The sequence below is a fragment of the Tumidithrix elongata BACA0141 genome (assembly GCF_036349135.1).
GTDB lineage: Bacteria > Cyanobacteriota > Cyanobacteriia > Pseudanabaenales > Pseudanabaenaceae > Tumidithrix > Tumidithrix elongata.
Window position 1 is genome coordinate 20,328 of the sequence record NZ_JAZBJZ010000045.1, and the last position, 18,659, is coordinate 38,986.

Sequence of the window (18,659 nt, forward strand, 5' to 3'; positions counted from 1 at the left end):
TAACCTGTTGACTGCTATGCGACTTTTTCACAGTGCTTTGCGCTTTACCAACTATGACCAATCAACCTAGAACCCGTCAGGAACTCTACGATCGCATTAGACGCAGTTCCAAAGAGGAAGTGATTCTGGAGGAAATGATTCGTTTGGGGTTCTGGCCAGCCGCAGGGGAGATGCCCCAAGATCCTGCCGAGGAGATTCGGCGTAAGGGTGAGATCTTGAGAGAACTTGAGGATTTAAGATCGCAAAATCGCCAACTCCATAACGAGGAAGCCCTCAAAAAAGCAGCACTAGCCCTGAGATTAGCCGAATCGAAACGCAAGCAACAGGAAACCAAGGAACGCCGAGAACGAGAACGACAGGAACGATTAGCGCTTTGGGAACTCAAAAAACAGCAAAAAATTGTATTTTTGGGTGAGGGGGTTTCGGCGGGACTAAATCAAACCGAATGCGATCGCGATCGCCTGCAAAGCTACGGTCTGCCCGAATATGGCACATCGGAAGAGATTGCCAACGCCATGGGAATTAGTCTCGGCGAACTGCGATTTTTAGCCTTTGCGCGGCGTGTCAGCAACACCTCTCACTATATCCGTTTTAAGATTGCCAAAAAAACAGGGGGCAGTCGCTTAATTTCTGCGCCGATGCCACGCCTCAAGCGAGCCCAGACATGGATTCTCTATAACATTTTAGAGCAGGTCGATTTACATGAGGCGGCGCATGGTTTTTGTCTGGGGCGATCGATTGTTACGAATGCCGCCCCCCATGTCGGAGCCGATGTCATTATCAATCTCGATTTGCAAGACTTCTTCCCTACGATTTCCTATAAGCGTGTCAAGGGCTTATTTCAATCCCTCGGCTATTCTGAAGCTGCTGCAACTATCTTTGGACTGATATGTACAGATGCCGCCGTAGAGGCAGTAGAACTCGATGGCAAAACCTATTATGTTGCCCTATGCGGCGGTACGCATCCTGAAAGGAATCGCCATTTGCCCCAAGGTGCACCCAGTAGCCCAGCCATTACCAATTTAATCTGTCGCCGCCTCGATCTGCGCCTCTCAAAAATGGCAACCCATCTTGGCTTTGTCTATACTCGCTATGCTGACGACCTGACGTTCTCGGCTTCTGGGGAGAATTTGCGGCAGATCTGCAATATTCTCAAACGCACAGAAGCGATCGCGACTCATGAAGGATTCACAATCCATCCGCAAAAAACGAGGGTTCTGCATAAATCTCAACATCAAGAAGTAACGGGTATTGTGGTTAATCAGAAGCTCAATGTTGATAAGAAAACACTCAAATCTTTCCGCGCCACCCTATTCCAAATCGAGCAAGATGGACTAGAGGGAAAACACTGGGGAAGCTGCCCCGACCTCATCCAATCCATCGAAGGTTTTGCCAACTTTGTTGCCATGGTGAATCCAGACAAAGGAGAAAAGCTCAAAGAGCAAGTAAAGCGCATTAAAGCCAAATACAAACCTAAACGTGCAAAGCGTATACGACGGAAAAATAAATAAACAAAAAGAACTTCTATCGCACAACATCTTTCTCTAAGAAGTTGAAATACACTTTCTGACTATAATCAATCGATTTTGTTTTAGAGCGTAAATTTCTCTGTGAGCATAACTTCTCCAAGGGAAATCTGAATGCTGAAATGTTCATTTGGGTCACCGCTCAATTGAAGTTGAATATAATTATCTATCCTTCTTGCCCGTGCTTCTAAGAAGAGAGCGCCTGTTTCATCCAGTACTTTAAGACTGAGAGACTCTGGTAGATATGGTTCCGTTACGGGATAGATAGCCAAACGCACGGGAACTTTGTCTCGATCGCGTTCAGAAATCGTAACGACTAAAGCTACAGACTGCGCTCCCAGATTTAAGAGTTTAGCTCGACGAGTTAAGGAATCTGAGGGCTCATCTAAGATTTGCCTGAGTGTTAGCGATCGCCAAGCAAGTTGCACGGGTTGCTGTTGGAATAAAGCTTCTACCTCTTGCCAGCCAGCCTCAACGATTCCTTGCAACCAATTTCCAAGATTTACTAGGGGTTGCGATCGCTCTAGCTGAATATCGGACTGATTATTTGTTTGGGGCGAATTTGACTGGACGGATGCTTGCAAAGCAGCGATCGCCACGCAGAGATCTTCGATGGGTTCCAAGCGATCGATGGCGATCGTCTCCGTTGACACTTGAGAAACCATACCCAAAATCGATGCCGATCGCAAATCCTCCTCAATTCGCACAATCGCATAACCAATTCTATTTTCCCAGACTTCAGGTGGCATATAGCAGATCGATTCTCCTGTTTTGAGAGAACGACATTCCAGTTTGCCAACTTCCACAATGACCAAGTCAGCAATGTTCGCACAGATTTGCATGACTGGATTCCAGCAGTCGCTCTCAGCCACATTGGTCGCAATCCCCATCATTTCTAGGTAATCTCTAACAACGAGCACAGCAAGCGTATTTTGGATGACGCTCTCGGCTTTGGCTTCTGTCGGTTGCTCTAAAGCAAACTCCCGCGCAATTCTGCGATGCTCGGTCGGAATGGGTAAGGATAGGGCGGACTCTTCTGTCGTATTCATCGCTGTAATTAGCCTACTGCTTCTAAGTCATAAAATTGCTTTAGAATGGGAAGACAACTACGCTGATAAAAGCTACTGAGCGTAGAGATGGGAAGATTGAACTCTTGCGAAAGGCTTTGCCAACTAGATTCTGGGGGTAATCGCTTGCAGATCAAAACTTGTGCGTTAACATCGGGGCGATCGCGTACGTGCAGTTTTCGCAATTTTTTTGTGGGATCTTTCTCTACCCATTCTCGAATTCGTTCTAGTAAGGAAGATGGCTGTGATGGAGCTTCTAGGCGATCGGTGGCAGTTAACCCAGTATTATCGTCCTGTATTTCTGGCACAGTTTTGTACTTTTGATCCTGAGTTTCAGTATACATATCTTGTAAGCGACGTTTGAGATAGGCATTCATCCAAGTGGTGACGGTACTCTGATTGGGGTCGTAAGCAGCTTTTGCTGTAATTGCTTCACAGAGATTGCGGCAGAAATATAGCCATGTTTGCTGCAAAGCATCTTCGTAATAAGCAGTTGCTTCTCTCCAGAGCTTTCCCGAACGATTGACTAGCCGAACGATCGCAGTTAAGCCTTTTTGTCGCCCTACACTTCCATGCGGGTGTTGGCAAGTTTCTAATACTAGTTGCTTTAACTGCTCCTCTATAGCCATTACGTATCCCTTATTTGATGCACCCTAACAACCAAAATCCTCTTACTTACAATATTTAGAAGACTGATTAAAATATGTTCGTATTTTTGATAATAGATCGCAAGCGATCGCTTTGAGTTGCATGGTGAACTTTCTCTTTAGTTACCCATCGCCGCGAACCATTAAAATTATGCGATTTGTTACAATGCTTAACAATAGGGCTATAGTCCCTTAATATCAGCATTATGGAGCAATAGAGTTACCATTACCCTCATTATTTAACTTTGCTTTTGCTTGCTGCCAGAGAACTTCTAATTGCTCGACCGCGTAATTTTCCAATGACTCGTCAGCAAGAGATTCCATAATGGCTAGGCGTTGGATAAACTTACGGTTGGTAGATCGCAGTGCTGCATCAGGATCGAGTCCATGCCACCTTGCCACATTGATCAGGGTAAATAGTAAGTCTCCCAATTCCGACTCTTGATTGTCTTTACTTTCGTTTTGCAGAGCTTGTTTAAACTCCGCTAGTTCCTCATCAAATTTTACCCAAACACCTTCTACCGTTTCCCATTCAAACCCAGTTTGTGCTGCCTTTTGCGAGATCTTCATTCCAGCACTTAAAGCGGGTAAGCTACGGCTGTAGCGACGGAGCTTATCGCTAAGCCTTGGCGTTTTATTGGGATCTTCACCCTTCTCTTGGGCTTTAATCAGTTCCCAGTTTTGGTGAATTTGTTCCATACTATCGACCTTAACATCCGCAAATACATGAGGATGTCGGCGAATTAGCTTTTGGGCAATGCCCTCGGCAACTTCCGCTAGGCTAAATTGATTGGTCTCGCTGGCAATTTGCGATTGTAAAACTACCTGCATGAGGAGATCGCCCAATTCCTCTGCGATCGCCGCTCGATCTCCGCTTCTAATCGCATCAACAACTTCATAAGCCTCTTCGAGAATATAGGGAATTAAGGTCTCAGGCGTTTGTTCCAAATCCCAAGGGCATCCACCATTAGGCGATCTCAGCTTCGCAATCACTTCAATTAGATGTTGCACGGCTTCCAAATTTTTATCGGTCATAACCTCACACTCAATGCGATCGCAGGGGTAAATCCCCTAATTTATTTGACGACGAAACTCTCTTGGACTCATCCGTAGCGGATTTTGCGGATCCCAAATACCGACTTCTAGTAATCTGGCTTTAGACTGAGCGCGACTGAGTTCAGCTTCATACTTCACATTCGGAGATACCGAATCTGCAAGCACAAGCCCCTCCTCCACCAGTTGCGCATTAATCAAGCGATCGCCTTTCCATAGATAAGCCAACACCTTTTCAGAGTTGTCTTTGGGATTGACATCAAATTCCAGTAGAACCTTTTGCTCTTTCACCAGTTCTTCTAGACGCTGGCGGGCGCGATCGCCCCAAGGGCTTTGTTCTTTGAGTGGGGCATTAATCCCAATCAAGCGAACTCTTTGTAAAACTGCGGTCAAATTATCGCTGGGTGCGCCTTCAATCGTTTGACCGCTGACAACGCGGTTAATTGTCCAAATTTCCCCACGATGCACTTCAGGCTTCTTGGTTAAGTCAAGGCTAATATTGACTGCTACAAGCAAAATCAGCAACCCCAGCCATAAGATCGCGCTTGAACGATAGCGTTTTAGACCTATGGGTTTTCGATCTTGGCGTTTTGCTTCAGCCTTGCTGTTCATAATTTGAAACTCTATCCAAGGGCTTACGATTTCTGTCGAACTTAACTACTAGTAGAGGTTTGTGAGTGCGGAGTTTATGCGTTTTGCCAATACAGGAGGTTATTCTTTGGGATGTTTATCCCCAAAAATTTTTGACAACCTAATCTAATCATGATCTAAAGGTAAAGCAAAGGAAAACCAAGGTCTCTTTTGTTTAGGAAAGTATTGTCCAAATTGAATCTGATAGACTTCATCTTCATCTTGGGTTTCTAGCTCTAGATCGGAGCAAGCATAGCTGGAACAAATCAGGGCATAGCCTTTTTGTTTAAGTGCCTGGGATAACCCCATGGCTTCAGATTGATCGAGTTGTCCAGAGATCACGCGCATAGCACAAGCCGTACAAGCCCCATTGCGGCAGGCAAAGGGTAAATCGACCCCCTGTTCTTCTAAGGCCTCAAGAATATAGCGATCGCTATTTATATCCGCCTCATAACGTTTGCCCGTAGAGCGATCGAGAATAGAAACCGTATGCCGAACTTTTTGCTTAATCATTTTGCTTAACTTGATTATTTATCTTTGGGGGATCATGCCCGTTTCGCGTGCGTAGGCAAAAATGCCTCCTGCGTCAATGACAGGTGCGACTTCACCTAATGGCTTGAGTTCAAAGATTTCACCTGTGGTGTCGTTGGTGATGCGATTGTTGTCAAAATCTAAGGTCGCAAACTGTCCAGTTTGAAAGCGATCGTGTAGCTTTGTGCCTGATTCCCAAGGATATAACTCACCCGTGGCAGTACAGTTGCGAAAAAAGATACGCGCATAGGACTGCGCCACCACAACTTTTACACCTGCTGCACCAAGAGCGATCGGGGCATGTTCGCGCGATGACCCGCAACCAAAATTCTCACCACCAATCAAGATCGGATATTCGGTTTTGATTTCTCCGTCAGCGATAAATTTGCCATAGCGATCGGGCAGTCCAATCATGGCATAGCTTCCAAGCTTCTCGTACTCATCAGGCTTAGAAGGTACTAGAGTTAAATATTCAGCAGGAATAATCTGATCTGTATCGATGTTATCGTCAACAACAAATACTTTACCTTTGACAATTTTGCTCATAGCGTGGTTATTCTAGTTTTATGACATCCTTACTCTATTTATAACTTGTCCGAGCCAGTCAAACACAAATAATGTTCAGAAATATACAGAATATTTGCACTGTAAATCCTGACAATTTTATGGTGAATGAGCGAAGATATAGCAATAGAATTTTCGAGGCTTTATGCGTTTAAAAGAATCTGAACAAATTGAACAAGTACTAGATATTTTGTCTCTATGCAAACGGGCTGATGGCAGAGCTTTAGTACATTTGGGGGAAAATGCTGACCGCAAGCAGTTTTACGTGCTTGAAATTGCGGAGGGCGATCCGATCTTAAAAGCGAAAAAGCATTTGCAAGAACTTAAAAATGAGCTATTAAGACAAGACTTTTAGTGTCACATTTTCTAACCGTAACTTTATTCATACAAGGAATCATACTAAGCAATTAGTTTGCTGATTTCCTCGACCCACCGCCTGCGATCGCTGTGTGTCAGGTTGAGAATGTCTTCGAGCGACCAGTGAAAATGAAACGCGATAAAGGCTACCTCCTCGTAAAACAGGTCTGAGGGGTAGCCTACAATTCCCCCAGGGGAGAAACTCCTATACTTTGTGGGTGCAGGTTTCCGAATAACTGCTTTAGGTAGAGAAAGTCAATCAAAAAGGTTTGCTCTAAAAGTTCGGGCGTGACTTGAGTCAACTCCCCAAGTTGTGTAATCACTTGGGACAGCATCACAAACACACCATAGGCAGGATCGGCAACCACGCGGCGATCGCTCTGTAACACAAGTTCATCTTTTCCAATCGCCAGCCGCATACTACCCTGGCGATGAAGGTTTCCCTGCGGATCTAACAAACCTTTAGGAAGCGTAAATTTAACTTCTTGTTGAGGCATCTTTATTGAATCGGATTTACAAACGCAATTTTACTTGTAAGAATTCTTTGGTAGTTTGCGATCGCTTCTTTCTAAGCAGATCGGGGACTACCTTTTGTAGGATGTCTTAGGCGATCGCCGTAACGTATCATGGCAAAGTTCCAAGTTCTGAATCAAAACAAGAAACAGAGTATAAAGAATTAAGTACCTAGATCTGTGTTCGTAGAAACACCTTCATCTTCTAGATCGTTAATTTTGCGATAAAACTTTTGTAAATAATTCAAGTCAGAGGCAAACAACCCCTCAACCACCATAGGCGTAATTTCATCTAATGCCCCCAATTTTGTAATCACCCTTGTCAGAATGATCACCGTAGCATAGGCTGGGTTGCCCTTTACCCGTGGGTCACGCATCGGCACTATTTCATCCATTGCCCTTGATAAGCGCATAATTCCCTTGCGATGAACATTCCCCTGCTCATCTAGATATCCTTTGGGTAAGGTAAATTCAAACTCAGTTTGAATCATGGATTGTAATTACCTAACTTATTTAACCCGAATAAACTCATTGACACTCAATTCAAGCTCAGCGACGGAAAATTCACTAGAATCTGCTTTAAAACCACTTGCAAGCTTATAGCGTACTGGCCAAGCACCATTAAACCTAAATCTAACTTTCTCAGTAGCAGATTGATCGTAAACCGTGATATCACCATCTCGAAGTTGCTCAGCCCAATGTCCTGTTTCTACTTTAGTAAACCAATCCCAGAGAGTCGTGGATATGGTTATTCCCTGCTTAAGGGTGATATTACTACTTTTGCTGTTACCAGCGATTTTAGTACGAACTACACGTCCTTTAGTATTACCAGTCTTGCCCCATACCTGTGGTGTGACTTCAGCAATTTCAATCACATCTTGGCTGCGTTCAAACCCACTACATTCCATAAAGTAGCCGTCGATCGTTTCATTACTTCCCTGAAGTGTAATTTCAAGGTAGAAACGTGCCGTAGTTAATACTTCAAGTTGCTGAGCCATATTTGAACAAAAGTCAAAGCACTTTTATCAAAGAATATAATCAACAGTATTTCATACCAATTCCCTAAATATTTGCGACAGATCGGGTTTTGGGTTCCGCGCAGAGCGCGATCTTTTCAAAAAGGTGCGTTGCATCATTTTTTGAAAATGGTATCATCTGCGATCGCAGTAAACAAGGTAGTACAACCGTACATCCTGCCTCTGCTTAAAGCAGAGGCAGGATGTACGATCTTGTTATTTTGTGCGAAGCAGACTATGAAAGCCAACTTCGACCGTTTCTGTGAACAATTCAGTGCTATCAGGGGCAAACTTTGAGGTTTTGTAACTCTTGCACATCGCCCCTGTAAACGTCCAAGTAGCAGCTTCTTTACCCCCTTGGTTGTAAAGAACAATGGAACCACTCTTCAGCGCTCCTGCTGATGCTGTACCGCCTCCAAGCATGGGAGCAGAGTGACAATCTGCATACCATTGCTGAAGTTTTTTCTCGTCAGTTGTACCGACATAAACAATCGTGACAGTACCAGTGGTACAGCCAGTAATCGTTGCCTGCATTTGAGTAACCCCATCTTTGGATACACCAAAGGGTTTTGTATCCCCAGTAGTATCCAAAGTGATGGCGATACCGCTGATGCTCTTAACATACAGGTCTTCTAATCCGTCCATCTTCACATAAAACTTAGAACAGGCGAGAATTTCACCATTAGCCATAACTTTACTTCCAAAAATTTAACCTAGCTAAAGACCGAGAAAAGTTCCTATGATACTTCTATTTTGCACGAACCATTGACTCAGCAACAATTTCAAAGGTTTCAACCGCCAAGTCTTTACTCTCAGCATTCAGATCTGACATTTTGTAAGATTTTGGCCAGCACTTCTCAAAGTTCCAACGTAGAACTTCTGTGTTACCTGAATCGTAAGCAACGATAGATCCAGACTTGCGGTTTTCAGACCACTTACCATCTCCTCCATCAGGCGTTAGCATTACCGCCTTCATCCAGTTGTAAAAATCTAGGTCGCCCTCTTTTAGATAAACCTCAATCGTAAAGTTTGGGTTTTCTAAAAAGCCTGCAGATGTACTCTGACGCATGGTCATTCCATCTTTTGTTGAAGCAAGCGCCTTTTCGTGACCAGCCGTGCTTCCTGTAAAAGTAATTTCAGTAACACTCTTGATCATTTTTTGTTCTAAGCCACCGAATTCCACATAAAATCGACTAGTAGAAACTGGTTTAAGTTCAGCCATTTCGCTACTCCTTTGTAGTAAAATAGTTTATTTTTTTCGATCGACCAAGATAGAGCGCAACCAATGCTTAGCTCTCTTAGGTATCAGATTTTTTAAGAAATATTAGAGATTCAGACCAAGCATTACGTGTATCTCGATCTGTTTCTAGCTGTATCAGCATTAATACCCTATCAATATAGGGATTTAGACATCACAAACCCTAAACATAATTTATCACGTCTAATTGCTAAAGCAAAGTCGGCTATCTGGTGCGCCAGAGTAATCAAGGGAGTACCAAAATTTACTGAGTTATTCCCAGATAGCCAATCTCTAGTTGTGATTATTGGTTAGGGGACCACTGGCTGACGCGGAAGATCACAAATTCCGCAGGTCTTACAGGGCAAACACCAATTTCAACATACAAACGTCCCATCATCATGGTTTCATGGGTGTTGATCGAAGCATCGCACTTGACATAGAAAGCTTCAGCAGGGGCTCCACCAAATAGAGCACCATTCCGCCATAGTCCTTCTAAGAAGTTACCAACTGTGCGCTTGACTCTTTCCCATAGATCCATATCGTTGGGTTCAAACACGACCCATTGCGTACCAATTTCAATGGACTTCTCAATGTAACTAAGCAGTCGGCGCACGCTGATATAACGCCATTGAATGTTATCTGGCTCAACCAAGGTACGCGCACCCCAAACTTTAAAGCCACGGTTGTAGTTAGCAAAGTTACGAATACAGTTAATGCCTAAGGGGTTGAGCAGTTCTTGCTCGCGCATGTTGGTTTCATAGGCAAGACCTAAAACGCCTCTGGGGGTTTCGTTTGCAGGGGCTTTAAATACGCCACGCGATTGGTCGGTGCGACACCAAATGCCCATCATGTGACCGCAAGGGGGAACGAGGATGGGCTTACCGCCTGTACGAGGATTGGCAACTTTAATCCAAGGATAATAAAGTGCACCAAACATGGAACGACGATTAAACATGCTCAGCCATTGGGCAACGTCTTGGGGCTTTTGGCGATCGGGGGTGACTGCCTCAGTTCCTTTACCTGGTTTAACAGGGGGGGCATCTAGTACTGCCATGCGAAAAGCGGGACCGGGGAAAGCGTTTTCGCACATAGACACCATCATTTCCATGATGCCATGTACTTGATCTAAGTCCATAAGACCTTCTTGATAGACCCGCATCAGATCGGGGCAGGCAATCATAGAGACTTCATCAATTTCAAAGATGCCTTGAACGCCCGTGCGATCGTCCCTTTGCCCTTGTAAATCTCTAGAAAATCTGACAGGTGTAGAGATATAAGGGGGAGGGGCGATTTCAAAGGTACCGTTGGAAGGACGACGGGAAAGGGGTTGTCCGCTAACAGAAATATCAGCACCTGTGATAAATTCTGAAGCTTCTAAAGCTGTCACCACATAGTCTGCCAATTCCGTAGCCACCTGAGGGTTCATACTGAGGTGATCGTAGCGTTCTAAGAGTTCGCCTCCCTGTGAGATCACAACACTAAAGAATTCCCCTGTATTCATCGGTGGGTCAGTGCCTTCAGGAGCGTCTTCAGGTAAAGGCTTAGGCGTACTCTCAAGAATAGAAACCTTAATCCGCTCTACGCTTGCAGGTAAAGCTAACTGTCCGTCAGATGCCTCTGCTTCTTTTAAGATAAAACTCAAGGAAGGCTTATTGCTTGAAGTGCCAATTTTAAGGGCAGTTTCTGCTGCTGGAGGTAAAGGCGAACCGGGTAATTTTGTACCAATACTAATTACCCAACATCTACCTCCACCGTTGTTAAACCAACCATTTACCGCAAAGGGCAGGTAGGCATCAAAGTCTGTGTAACCGTCTGAACCTGGTTTTGCGTAATATTCGCGATATTGGTCCCAGTTGGTCACCATCATCGGTTTAAACATCTCAGCGTCACCGCGTACATCTTCGGTGAAGCCGATAAAACCTGCCACGCTCATGCTGATGCCTTCAATCGGTCGGCTACCTTTATCTACCTCTTCGACGTATACGCCCGGGGCAAAATAATCTAATGCCATAAACTAATTCCCTCTGTTTAGTAATTCGTAAGGGGACATCTAATTTTTTGCTTTGTAACGCTGAGCTATTACTGGTGACATAGCTGGAGTCATGTAGCTAAAAAATTAGGGTGTATAGAATTACAGCTTAGATAGCAGTTAAACTAAGGGTTATTAGACTTAAGTCTAAACTCTTTAGAAATTATGAGATTTAGGCAGGGTGATTACAGGTACGTACTTAGATATTTACTAGGTCGGTTTGGAGACACTACAGGGGATCCGGGGCATACCTCTAGGCTAGAAAATCGCTAGTTAGAAATCATATTTTTGGATGTAAGTACATGTAAACAATTGTAATTGCTTACATGTAACGGCTTAATTCTACAAAATCAGTCGTAATCGATGGAGCATAAAGCAATGATATGCCAACACCACAATTAGTTTCTGTTTTACTCGTTGAGGATGAATTACAGTTTCGTAGAGGGTTACAGACACTACTTACTTTCTATAATGATGACTGTTATCTACAATTTCAAATCGTAGGTGAAGCGATTTCTGTTGACCAAGCGCTCAAGTTAGCAATGGAACAAAATCCTGCCCTAATTTTATTAAATTTAGGATTGCCCGAATTTGATGGGATTAAAGTGCTGGTTGGCTTAAGAGAGAGGGGCTATAAAGGTAAGGTACTAGTCCTATCAGCGCATCGCAAGGATGAGTGGGTGTATCGTGCCATGCAGGCGGGAGCCAAGGGATATATTGCTAAAGATCGGGTTGGCAGTCAACTTTATGATGCTATTTCTACCGTCATGAATGACGAGATATTTTTAGCCCCAGAAACTGCCACGAGTTTCTTTCGCATGTTCCATTTTTATGCAGGCCGATCGCTTCAAGCGGATCGAGGAGTCCATTTAACCGAAAGAGAACATGAAGTTTTACATTGGTTGGTGCAAGGAGCATCAAACGAAGAAATTTCTAGCTATCTATTTGTGACTGTAGCGACAGTGAAAGCACATCTGACCGCTATTTTTAATAAGTTAAGTGTCAATAGTCGCAGTCAAGCGATTATTAAGGCACTGAAGTTGGGATTAGTGATGACATAGCTTCGGCTCCGTTCAGCCATCGGTAGCTAAGCGGAGCCGAAACAATTGGAATCAAAGGGTTTTATCAGGTCGTTATTATTTAGATTTATGGTTACAGATCTCAAAAGTTGGCAAACCCAAAATCGGGCTGCGATCGCGCAGAGATTAGAAGGGATCGGCGAAATCGAACAACAATATTGTTGCTTTGAGCCTTCTGGGGTTCATTTTATTGCTGTCAATAAAGAGGAATCACTGCTGCAATTGGCTCTGTTTGACCAAATTAACCTAAGCTCAGAACTGATGCAATCTGAGATCGACCTTAAGGAGCCACTTAAGTTAACGTCTTTCTACGCCCAAGCCATGCTGCTGGGGCTGGTGTGGCAACCTCAGCCTCAAAGGATCTACATTGCAGGTTTTGGTGGTGGCAGAATTCCTCTAGTTTTACATCACTATTTTCCAAACCTACAGATCGAATGTACCGAGATCGATCCAACGATTGTGCAAGTCGCTCAGGAATTTTTTGGCGTAAAGCTTGATTCGCGGCTTCAAGTAGCGATTCAAGATGGGCGAGCCTATTTAGCAGATCTCGATTTAACAGTAAGCTATGACTTGATTATGGCAGATGTGATTTTGGGAAATGGTTATGCGCCCTATCGCATGGCAACGGTTGAGTTTTATCAGCTATGCCAAAAACGACTCAGTCAAGGTGGTATAGCAATTGTCAATCTCATTCAAAAAGACCCTTTTTATCTAGAAAAAATCAGGACGATTCATAGCGCTTTTCAGCATATTTATCTCTGTCCTTTAGAAAAGGGAAATACGGCGATTTTTGCAACAAATCAACCTTTACGCTCTAGGTTAGAAATCATTGAGCAAGCCACGCAAATTGATTCAGAGCATCAATTCGCTTTCCCATTCGTCGATCGTGCTCAGCAGATAATAACCCCCGATCAGATTCACGAGTATTTACCCGATCTAGAGAAAGCCCAAATTCTTACAGATGAGGAACCACCTCAAGACTACTTTGCTCAATTGCCTTCATTTAAAACTGTTTTTGCTAAAGTAAATCCTGAGCTTCCTTGTCCTTGCGGATCGGGTAGCCTATATCAAGATTGTCACGGTAAACCGACCCTTTAATTGAGAGAGATATGAGCAATTATCTTGCGATCGCGACGGTGACAGCTTCTCTGCAAAAAGTCTTACAGGCGGCAGTGCAGAATGATGTAGAGGGATCCAGAGCCACAACAGCTCCTCCTAGTTCTATGGCCAGTGGCTTGCCAGAAACGGGTGTAAATATTTTTCTCTACCAAGTGGTTAGCAACCCTTCGCTCGCGAATGTAGATTCGACTCCATTCCGTTCTAAAGGTGCGCCACTCAATCGGCAAGCTGCTTTAGATCTCTACTACATGATGAGTTGCTATGGCAATGACACCGAATTACAGCCGCAGAGAATTCTCGGTAGTGTGGTGCGAACGATGAACGATCGCCGAATTCTCACGCCAGAACTAATTCGCGAAACCTGCAACGATCCAACATTTCCCTATTTGGTAGATTCTGATTTAGAGGATTACGTGCAGCAGATCAACATCGTACCAATTAATTTATCCCTTGAAGACCTATCAAAAACTTGGTCGGTGTTTTACCAAACACCCTATGTGCTTTCCATTGCCTACAAAGTAATGGTTGTGATTATTGAAGGAGATGAAGGATTTACACGAGCTTTACCCGTACGCGATCGCAACTCAGGCAATCTCACACCCTTTCCCGCACAGCCTAAAGTGGAACAGGTTTATGCTCAAACCGGTAAGCTCAATCCCATCTTGGCGGATAGTACGCTCTCAATCAAAGGTAGGAACTTACGCGGTTCTGTTACAGAGGTGAGAATTGGAGATGTGAGAGTGACTCCAACAGAAGTGAAAGACCATGAGATCCTTTTGCCCCTCAACTCTATGCCTATTGGTTCTTTATATGCAGGTGTGCAAAGCTTACAAGTAATTCATCGCACCTTAACATCTCCTGATGCAGGTTCGCGCTTGACCAGCGGCGTAGAGTCAAATGTTGCCCCGTTTGTGCTCTGCCCAACCATTACGAAAGTGACCGTCACAGAGGTTGAAGAGCATGATGAACTGCGTTCTGCCGTAATTACTGTGGTGGTGGATCTTGCGATCGGTAAAAAACAGAGGGTCGTGCTAGCCCTGAATGAATGGTCGATCTCTAATCCAGTTTCTTACATGTTCGATCGCGAACCACTAGTAGCTGACACCCATAGTGTTTCAATTCCGATCGCTCAGGTTAAACCCGGAGAATATCTTGTTCGCATTCGCATTGATGGTGCTGAAAGCAAAATTGATGCAGATACTGACCCTAATAGCCCCACCTTCGAGTGGTACAACAGTCCCAAAATCACGATTCCATAGCTCAACTAATCACAACGCAACCTGTAAATACTATGAGTGAAGACAATCTCGAAAAACAGCTCAATCTAGAAGTCGAAATGATGAGTACCAATCAACTAACTAACCTTGGCAATCAAGCACAGGGAATGGGTTTAATCGCTGGACATGGGTTTCGAGCGGGGAAATATGAAATCTTACGACAGGGGGAATTTTTGCTGTTAACTCCTATGGAAGCTAAGAAATATTTGGAAAACTTAATTAAAGAGATTACGGGTTAAATGGTCTTATCCACAGTAAGTACTTCCGATAATTGGCATGCGATCAATCATGCTTATTTAATGGCAGCGCTCGATTCGATACGGTCTGTTTTAGAGGAACGTGTAGAAAGATTTTCCCCTAAACATGATAGTAATGGCAATGCTCAAGTTGGGAGTGAATTTCAGCAAAATATCTATATCCAAACAACAAGCAATGAGCTTGCAAAAAAGCGACTTGCCACACTCCCTAAACATACTCCCTTTGCTCTAGAGCGTCTATGTCAAGCGTTTGACCTGTCAGCCTTTGAACGAGATGTCCTACTTTTGTGTGTAGGTATGGAATTTGATAGTGGATGGGCAAGCCTCTGTGCCAAAGCATCAGGTGATTCCCAAAGAACTTATCCTACCCTTGGATTAGCGCTATCCATCTCCTCCACTGCTGATTGGGTAGCCTTGTCGCCTAAAGCTCCACTAAGGCGTTGGCGCTTGATTGACGTTGGTGTTGGCAATGCGCTCACGAGTTGTCCACTTCGCATTGACGAGCGTATTCTTCACTTTTTAGCTGGTGTGCACTATGTTGACGAGCGCTTATTGGGCATTGTTGAACCTATATCGCCCCCATCTATTTTGGTGCCTTCTCATCAACAAATCGTGCAACAGATGGCCGCTACTTGGTTAGAACCATCGGGCTCTGTTTTACCAGTCTTACAATTATGTGGTGACGATGTCAGTAGTAAACGTGCGATCGCAGCGATAACTTGTCAACAGGTTGGACTCAAAGTGCATGCGCTCTCCGCCGAAATGATTCCCTCCGATCTCAATCAGTTCCAATTATTGACATGTCTTTGCGAACGTGAGTACACACTAAGCGATACCGCATTACTAATAGACTGCGATCAAGTTGAAACCCTCGATCCCCATCGAGAGGCCGCGATCGCACGGCTGATCGAAATGGTTGATTGTCCTGTGATTGTTAACAGCCGCGATCGAAAACGGCAACGGCAACGTTCAATCGTTACTTTTGATGTTCATCAACCGACCAGTGATGAGCAGCATATGATCTGGCGAAATGCCCTTACTGGAACCAATATCGTTGAACCAGAGCATTTACATACACATATTGATACCCTTGTCTCCTATTTTAGTCTTAGCGTCCCAGCGATCCACACAGTTTGCTTAAAAGCAAAGAGCGTCAACAGGGAGATTCTAGAACAAGAAAATCTCAAGTATCAGAATGGGCAAGTAGATGATATTGAACAGCAGCCTAAACTTCAAAATTCTCTATGGGATGCTTGTCGATCGCAAGCACGTCCGCGTTTAGATGAACTGGCTCAGCGCATTGACTCGGCAGCAGGTTGGGACGATCTAGTACTTCCCGAAAAAGAACGGCTGGTTTTGCGGGATATCGCTGCCCACGTTCGCCAAAGGCTGAAAGTCTATGAGGATTGGGGATTTGCGGGTAGGGGGAAAAGAGGCTTAGGGATTACATCAATGTTTGCAGGAGGAAGCGGGACGGGCAAGACAATGGCGGCAGAAGTCCTAGGAATGGAGCTTAAATTGGATGTTTATCGGATCGATCTGAGTTCGGTGATCAGTAAATACATTGGTGAAACAGAAAAGAACCTTCGCCGCCTATTTGATGCTGCGGAGGGCGGAGGAGTCATCCTTTTGTTTGACGAAGCAGATGCCTTGTTTGGTAAACGCTCGGAGGTCAAAGACAGCCACGATCGTCATGCCAATATTGAAGTGAGCTATCTACTCCAACGTATGGAAGCTTACCGAGGTCTGGCAGTTCTCACCACAAACCTAAAAAGCTCTTTAGATCAGGCTTTCTTGAGGCGCTTGCGGTTTGTTGTACAGTTCCCCTTCCCAGATGCGAAACAACGGCTGGAAATTTGGCAAAGGGTCTTTCCTAAACTAACTCCGACTGAGGGACTAGATTTTCAGAAGTTAGCAAAACTAAATGTAGCAGGTGGAAATATTCGTAATATTGCTTTAAATGCGGCATTTATTGCAGCAGATGCGAGCGAACCTGTGCAAATGAAACATATTTTACAGGCCGCCAAGATCGAATACATCAAACTTGAGAAGCCTATGACCGATGTTGAAGTGAAAGGCTGGGTGTGAGCGATCTGAAATTTGCGATCGCGCCGCCCTGATATTAAGTAACTCTAATAATTGTTAAGTATCGCAGTCCCTTGATTTAACAGGCTTTGAGAAGCCCTACAATAGAATCATTAAATCACTTCCTTTCTAAGAGGTTAAATATATGAAACTAATGGAAATGTTGAAGCGGATGATGCAATACCTGAGTGATGGTGCTGCGAATATCTTTAGCCCAAACCGTGATAACTACCCTGCTACTGGAGCGCAGCCCTTTTCTGACGATCCGCCCAGTGATACCATTCACGGAACTAAATAGAACCGAATTGTTTTTCAGATCGGAGGTGCGAACTAAATCCCTCTCTATCTATAATTCCGATTGTGATTAGTTAACGAATAAATTTTAACTTCCTTCTTTAACTTTCTTCTAAGATGCGGGGGTGGGCGTTGCTCACCCTGTTTGCGTTTATGGCAGTTACTACAACATGACTACATTTTTGGTGTTCCTTCGCAAGGGCTAAGCCCTTTTCTTAGCTTCCCCAAATATAGATAGAGCCATTCTCCATTTTAAGAATTCTTGCGCTTGAACCATCGGCTTGCTCTTCACCACGTTGCTGATAGACAATGCCGCCACGTTCGTCGGTATAGACAGAGGCGCGACCAGGGATTAATTTGTAATATTCAGTTACGCTATCTTGCCAACGAAGTGTGATATTGCCTTGACGCATCGAAAACCAACAGGGCATAGATACCTTAGCTTGGCTGGCTCCATTCTCAAAATATTTGCAATAGGCGCGGACAGTATCTGCTTGGGCTGAAAATGGGATTGCGAGTGCGGCGATCGCGGAAATAACACCAGTGGAAATAACACCAATTGAGATAGCTTTCATTGCTTTGATTTGTATTTGTAGATCGGACTAAGTATAGCTAGGCACAGAAAGCTAAATCAGTGACACGTATCACGTATGTCTAGAGACATCGATACGTTTTCCCTCCCTTTTTATTTTTATTTGCGCATTATTATAAACATATATAGCGATCCTCCATTGTTTGTGAACGTAGTCAAGACTGGAAGTCTATGCAGGCAAGATGCCTGCCCTACAAATTAATTACAAATCGTTTAGGATCGCTATATAACATGCATATTTAGGTAGTGCTAAACAAGTAATGACTATCCAAAGCTATCTGGGGTATAAAAATATCTAGCATACAGTCCGTTACACTGAACTTGCTCCTAGACCGATCGCGATGGGAGACAGGTGGAATCAAGCGATCGATGAGGAAAATATCGATAAGCTGATTTCGTTATGAGTCGTGAAGTTTTATCACACCTGTTTTAACGAAGCCATATCAATGACGAAGCGATATTTCACGTCGCTTTTCACTAGGCGATCGTAGGCTTCATTGATGTTTTGGATGGTGATAAGTTCGATATCGGCAGTGACATTGTGCTTACCACAGAAATCCAGCATCTCTTGGGTTTCTTTAATACCGCCAATCAGAGAGCCACTGAGGCTGCGCCGACCGAAAATTAGGCTGCCCACCGAAAGCAAAAGCGGATCGGGTGGTACTCCGACTTGAGTGAGGTTGCCATCGCGTCTCAACAGGAGGAGATAAGTGTTGATATTATGTTGTGCAGCTTAGTACAGGACAAAACCTTGCAATAAAGACAGAAGAGGGGTTTCATAGGA

The 18,659-nt window shown here is 44.2% G+C and carries 22 protein-coding genes and 1 pseudogene; 8 read left to right on the forward strand and 15 right to left on the reverse strand.

Annotation, left to right across the window (positions count from 1 at the left end; translation table 11 throughout):
* The first annotated feature begins 53 nt into the window (after positions 1 to 53).
* Positions 54 to 1,511 carry a reverse transcriptase family protein gene (locus tag V2H45_RS12485; protein ID WP_330483989.1) on the forward strand — a complete coding sequence of 486 codons (1,458 nt, stop codon included), beginning with the start codon at positions 54 to 56 and terminating at the stop codon, positions 1,509 to 1,511.
* Positions 1,512 to 1,591: 80 nt separating this feature from the next.
* Here V2H45_RS12485 and V2H45_RS12490 read toward each other — a convergent pair whose 3' ends face one another.
* The 6 genes from V2H45_RS12490 to V2H45_RS12515 form a co-directional block, all read right to left on the reverse strand.
* The gene (locus V2H45_RS12490; RefSeq protein WP_330483990.1) at positions 1,592 to 2,575 is read right to left on the reverse strand and encodes a DUF1822 family protein; all 984 of its coding nucleotides are present in this window, start codon (positions 2,573 to 2,575) and stop codon (positions 1,592 to 1,594) included.
* Between the two features lie 8 nt (positions 2,576 to 2,583).
* Complete coding sequence (locus tag V2H45_RS12495; RefSeq protein ID WP_330483991.1) at positions 2,584 to 3,222, reverse strand: hypothetical protein; 639 nt, start codon at positions 3,220 to 3,222, stop codon at positions 2,584 to 2,586.
* A 222-nt stretch (positions 3,223 to 3,444) separates the two neighbouring features.
* The gene (mazG, locus tag V2H45_RS12500) at positions 3,445 to 4,275 is read right to left on the reverse strand and encodes a nucleoside triphosphate pyrophosphohydrolase (protein ID WP_330483992.1); all 831 of its coding nucleotides are present in this window, start codon (positions 4,273 to 4,275) and stop codon (positions 3,445 to 3,447) included.
* Positions 4,276 to 4,311: 36 nt separating this feature from the next.
* The gene (locus V2H45_RS12505) at positions 4,312 to 4,905 is read right to left on the reverse strand and encodes a thermonuclease family protein (protein ID WP_330483993.1); all 594 of its coding nucleotides are present in this window, start codon (positions 4,903 to 4,905) and stop codon (positions 4,312 to 4,314) included.
* Positions 4,906 to 5,049: 144 nt separating this feature from the next.
* Positions 5,050 to 5,436, reverse strand: coding sequence for a 2Fe-2S iron-sulfur cluster-binding protein (locus V2H45_RS12510; RefSeq protein WP_330483994.1), 387 nt, complete (start codon positions 5,434 to 5,436; stop codon positions 5,050 to 5,052).
* A gap of 18 nt (positions 5,437 to 5,454) precedes the next feature.
* Entirely contained in the window at positions 5,455 to 6,000 is a 546-nt protein-coding gene (locus V2H45_RS12515; protein WP_330483995.1) for a LeuD/DmdB family oxidoreductase small subunit, read from the reverse strand.
* A 163-nt stretch (positions 6,001 to 6,163) separates the two neighbouring features.
* Between V2H45_RS12515 and V2H45_RS12520 the strand changes: the two genes are divergently transcribed.
* Positions 6,164 to 6,373, forward strand: coding sequence for a hypothetical protein (locus tag V2H45_RS12520; protein WP_330483996.1), 210 nt, complete (start codon positions 6,164 to 6,166; stop codon positions 6,371 to 6,373).
* Between the two features lie 44 nt (positions 6,374 to 6,417).
* On the opposite strand, the gene V2H45_RS25620 is transcribed toward V2H45_RS12520, so the two are convergent.
* The 7 genes from V2H45_RS25620 to V2H45_RS12550 form a co-directional block, all read right to left on the reverse strand.
* Positions 6,418 to 6,609, reverse strand: coding sequence for a DUF6760 family protein (locus tag V2H45_RS25620; RefSeq protein ID WP_408648775.1), 192 nt, complete (start codon positions 6,607 to 6,609; stop codon positions 6,418 to 6,420).
* A complete protein-coding gene (locus V2H45_RS12525) occupies positions 6,555 to 6,872 on the reverse strand; it encodes a hypothetical protein (protein ID WP_330483997.1) in 318 nt (105 codons plus the stop codon). The genes V2H45_RS25620 and V2H45_RS12525 overlap by 55 nt, the downstream gene beginning before the upstream one ends.
* A gap of 179 nt (positions 6,873 to 7,051) precedes the next feature.
* Entirely contained in the window at positions 7,052 to 7,378 is a 327-nt protein-coding gene (locus tag V2H45_RS12530; protein WP_330483998.1) for a hypothetical protein, read from the reverse strand.
* 18 nt (positions 7,379 to 7,396) lie between these two features.
* Positions 7,397 to 7,885 carry a phage tail protein gene (locus tag V2H45_RS12535; RefSeq protein WP_330483999.1) on the reverse strand — a complete coding sequence of 163 codons (489 nt, stop codon included), beginning with the start codon at positions 7,883 to 7,885 and terminating at the stop codon, positions 7,397 to 7,399.
* Between the two features lie 234 nt (positions 7,886 to 8,119).
* Positions 8,120 to 8,593 carry a phage tail protein gene (locus V2H45_RS12540; RefSeq protein ID WP_330484000.1) on the reverse strand — a complete coding sequence of 158 codons (474 nt, stop codon included), beginning with the start codon at positions 8,591 to 8,593 and terminating at the stop codon, positions 8,120 to 8,122.
* 58 nt (positions 8,594 to 8,651) lie between these two features.
* The gene (locus tag V2H45_RS12545; RefSeq protein WP_330484001.1) at positions 8,652 to 9,125 is read right to left on the reverse strand and encodes a phage tail protein; all 474 of its coding nucleotides are present in this window, start codon (positions 9,123 to 9,125) and stop codon (positions 8,652 to 8,654) included.
* Between the two features lie 319 nt (positions 9,126 to 9,444).
* Complete coding sequence (locus V2H45_RS12550) at positions 9,445 to 11,154, reverse strand: phage tail sheath family protein (protein WP_330484002.1); 1,710 nt, start codon at positions 11,152 to 11,154, stop codon at positions 9,445 to 9,447.
* Between the two features lie 401 nt (positions 11,155 to 11,555).
* Here V2H45_RS12550 and V2H45_RS12555 point away from each other — a divergent pair, with 401 nt between their 5' ends.
* The 6 genes from V2H45_RS12555 to V2H45_RS12580 all read left to right on the forward strand — a co-directional run bounded on the left by V2H45_RS12555 (position 11,556) and on the right by V2H45_RS12580 (position 17,287).
* Entirely contained in the window at positions 11,556 to 12,233 is a 678-nt protein-coding gene (locus V2H45_RS12555; protein ID WP_330484003.1) for a response regulator transcription factor, read from the forward strand.
* Positions 12,234 to 12,320: 87 nt separating this feature from the next.
* A complete protein-coding gene (locus tag V2H45_RS12560) occupies positions 12,321 to 13,349 on the forward strand; it encodes a fused MFS/spermidine synthase (RefSeq protein WP_330484004.1) in 1,029 nt (342 codons plus the stop codon).
* A gap of 11 nt (positions 13,350 to 13,360) precedes the next feature.
* Entirely contained in the window at positions 13,361 to 14,629 is a 1,269-nt protein-coding gene (locus V2H45_RS12565; RefSeq protein ID WP_330484005.1) for a DUF4255 domain-containing protein, read from the forward strand.
* A gap of 32 nt (positions 14,630 to 14,661) precedes the next feature.
* Positions 14,662 to 14,886: a hypothetical protein gene (locus V2H45_RS12570; RefSeq protein WP_330484006.1), complete on the forward strand. Its 225-nt coding sequence runs from the start codon at positions 14,662 to 14,664 to the stop codon at positions 14,884 to 14,886.
* Positions 14,887 to 16,992 (forward strand): ATP-binding protein, encoded by a 2,106-nt coding sequence (locus tag V2H45_RS12575; protein WP_330484007.1) that lies wholly within the window; start codon positions 14,887 to 14,889, stop codon positions 16,990 to 16,992.
* 142 nt (positions 16,993 to 17,134) lie between these two features.
* Positions 17,135 to 17,287 (forward strand): hypothetical protein, encoded by a 153-nt coding sequence (locus V2H45_RS12580; protein WP_330484008.1) that lies wholly within the window; start codon positions 17,135 to 17,137, stop codon positions 17,285 to 17,287.
* A gap of 211 nt (positions 17,288 to 17,498) precedes the next feature.
* Here V2H45_RS12580 and V2H45_RS12585 read toward each other — a convergent pair whose 3' ends face one another.
* On the reverse strand, positions 17,499 to 17,858 hold the full coding sequence (locus tag V2H45_RS12585) for a hypothetical protein (RefSeq protein WP_330484009.1): 360 nt from the start codon (positions 17,856 to 17,858) through the stop codon (positions 17,499 to 17,501).
* A gap of 435 nt (positions 17,859 to 18,293) precedes the next feature.
* Positions 18,294 to 18,608 (reverse strand): annotated as a pseudogene (locus V2H45_RS12590) (zinc-binding dehydrogenase); the annotation flags it as partial.
* Positions 18,609 to 18,659 lie beyond the last annotated feature (51 nt).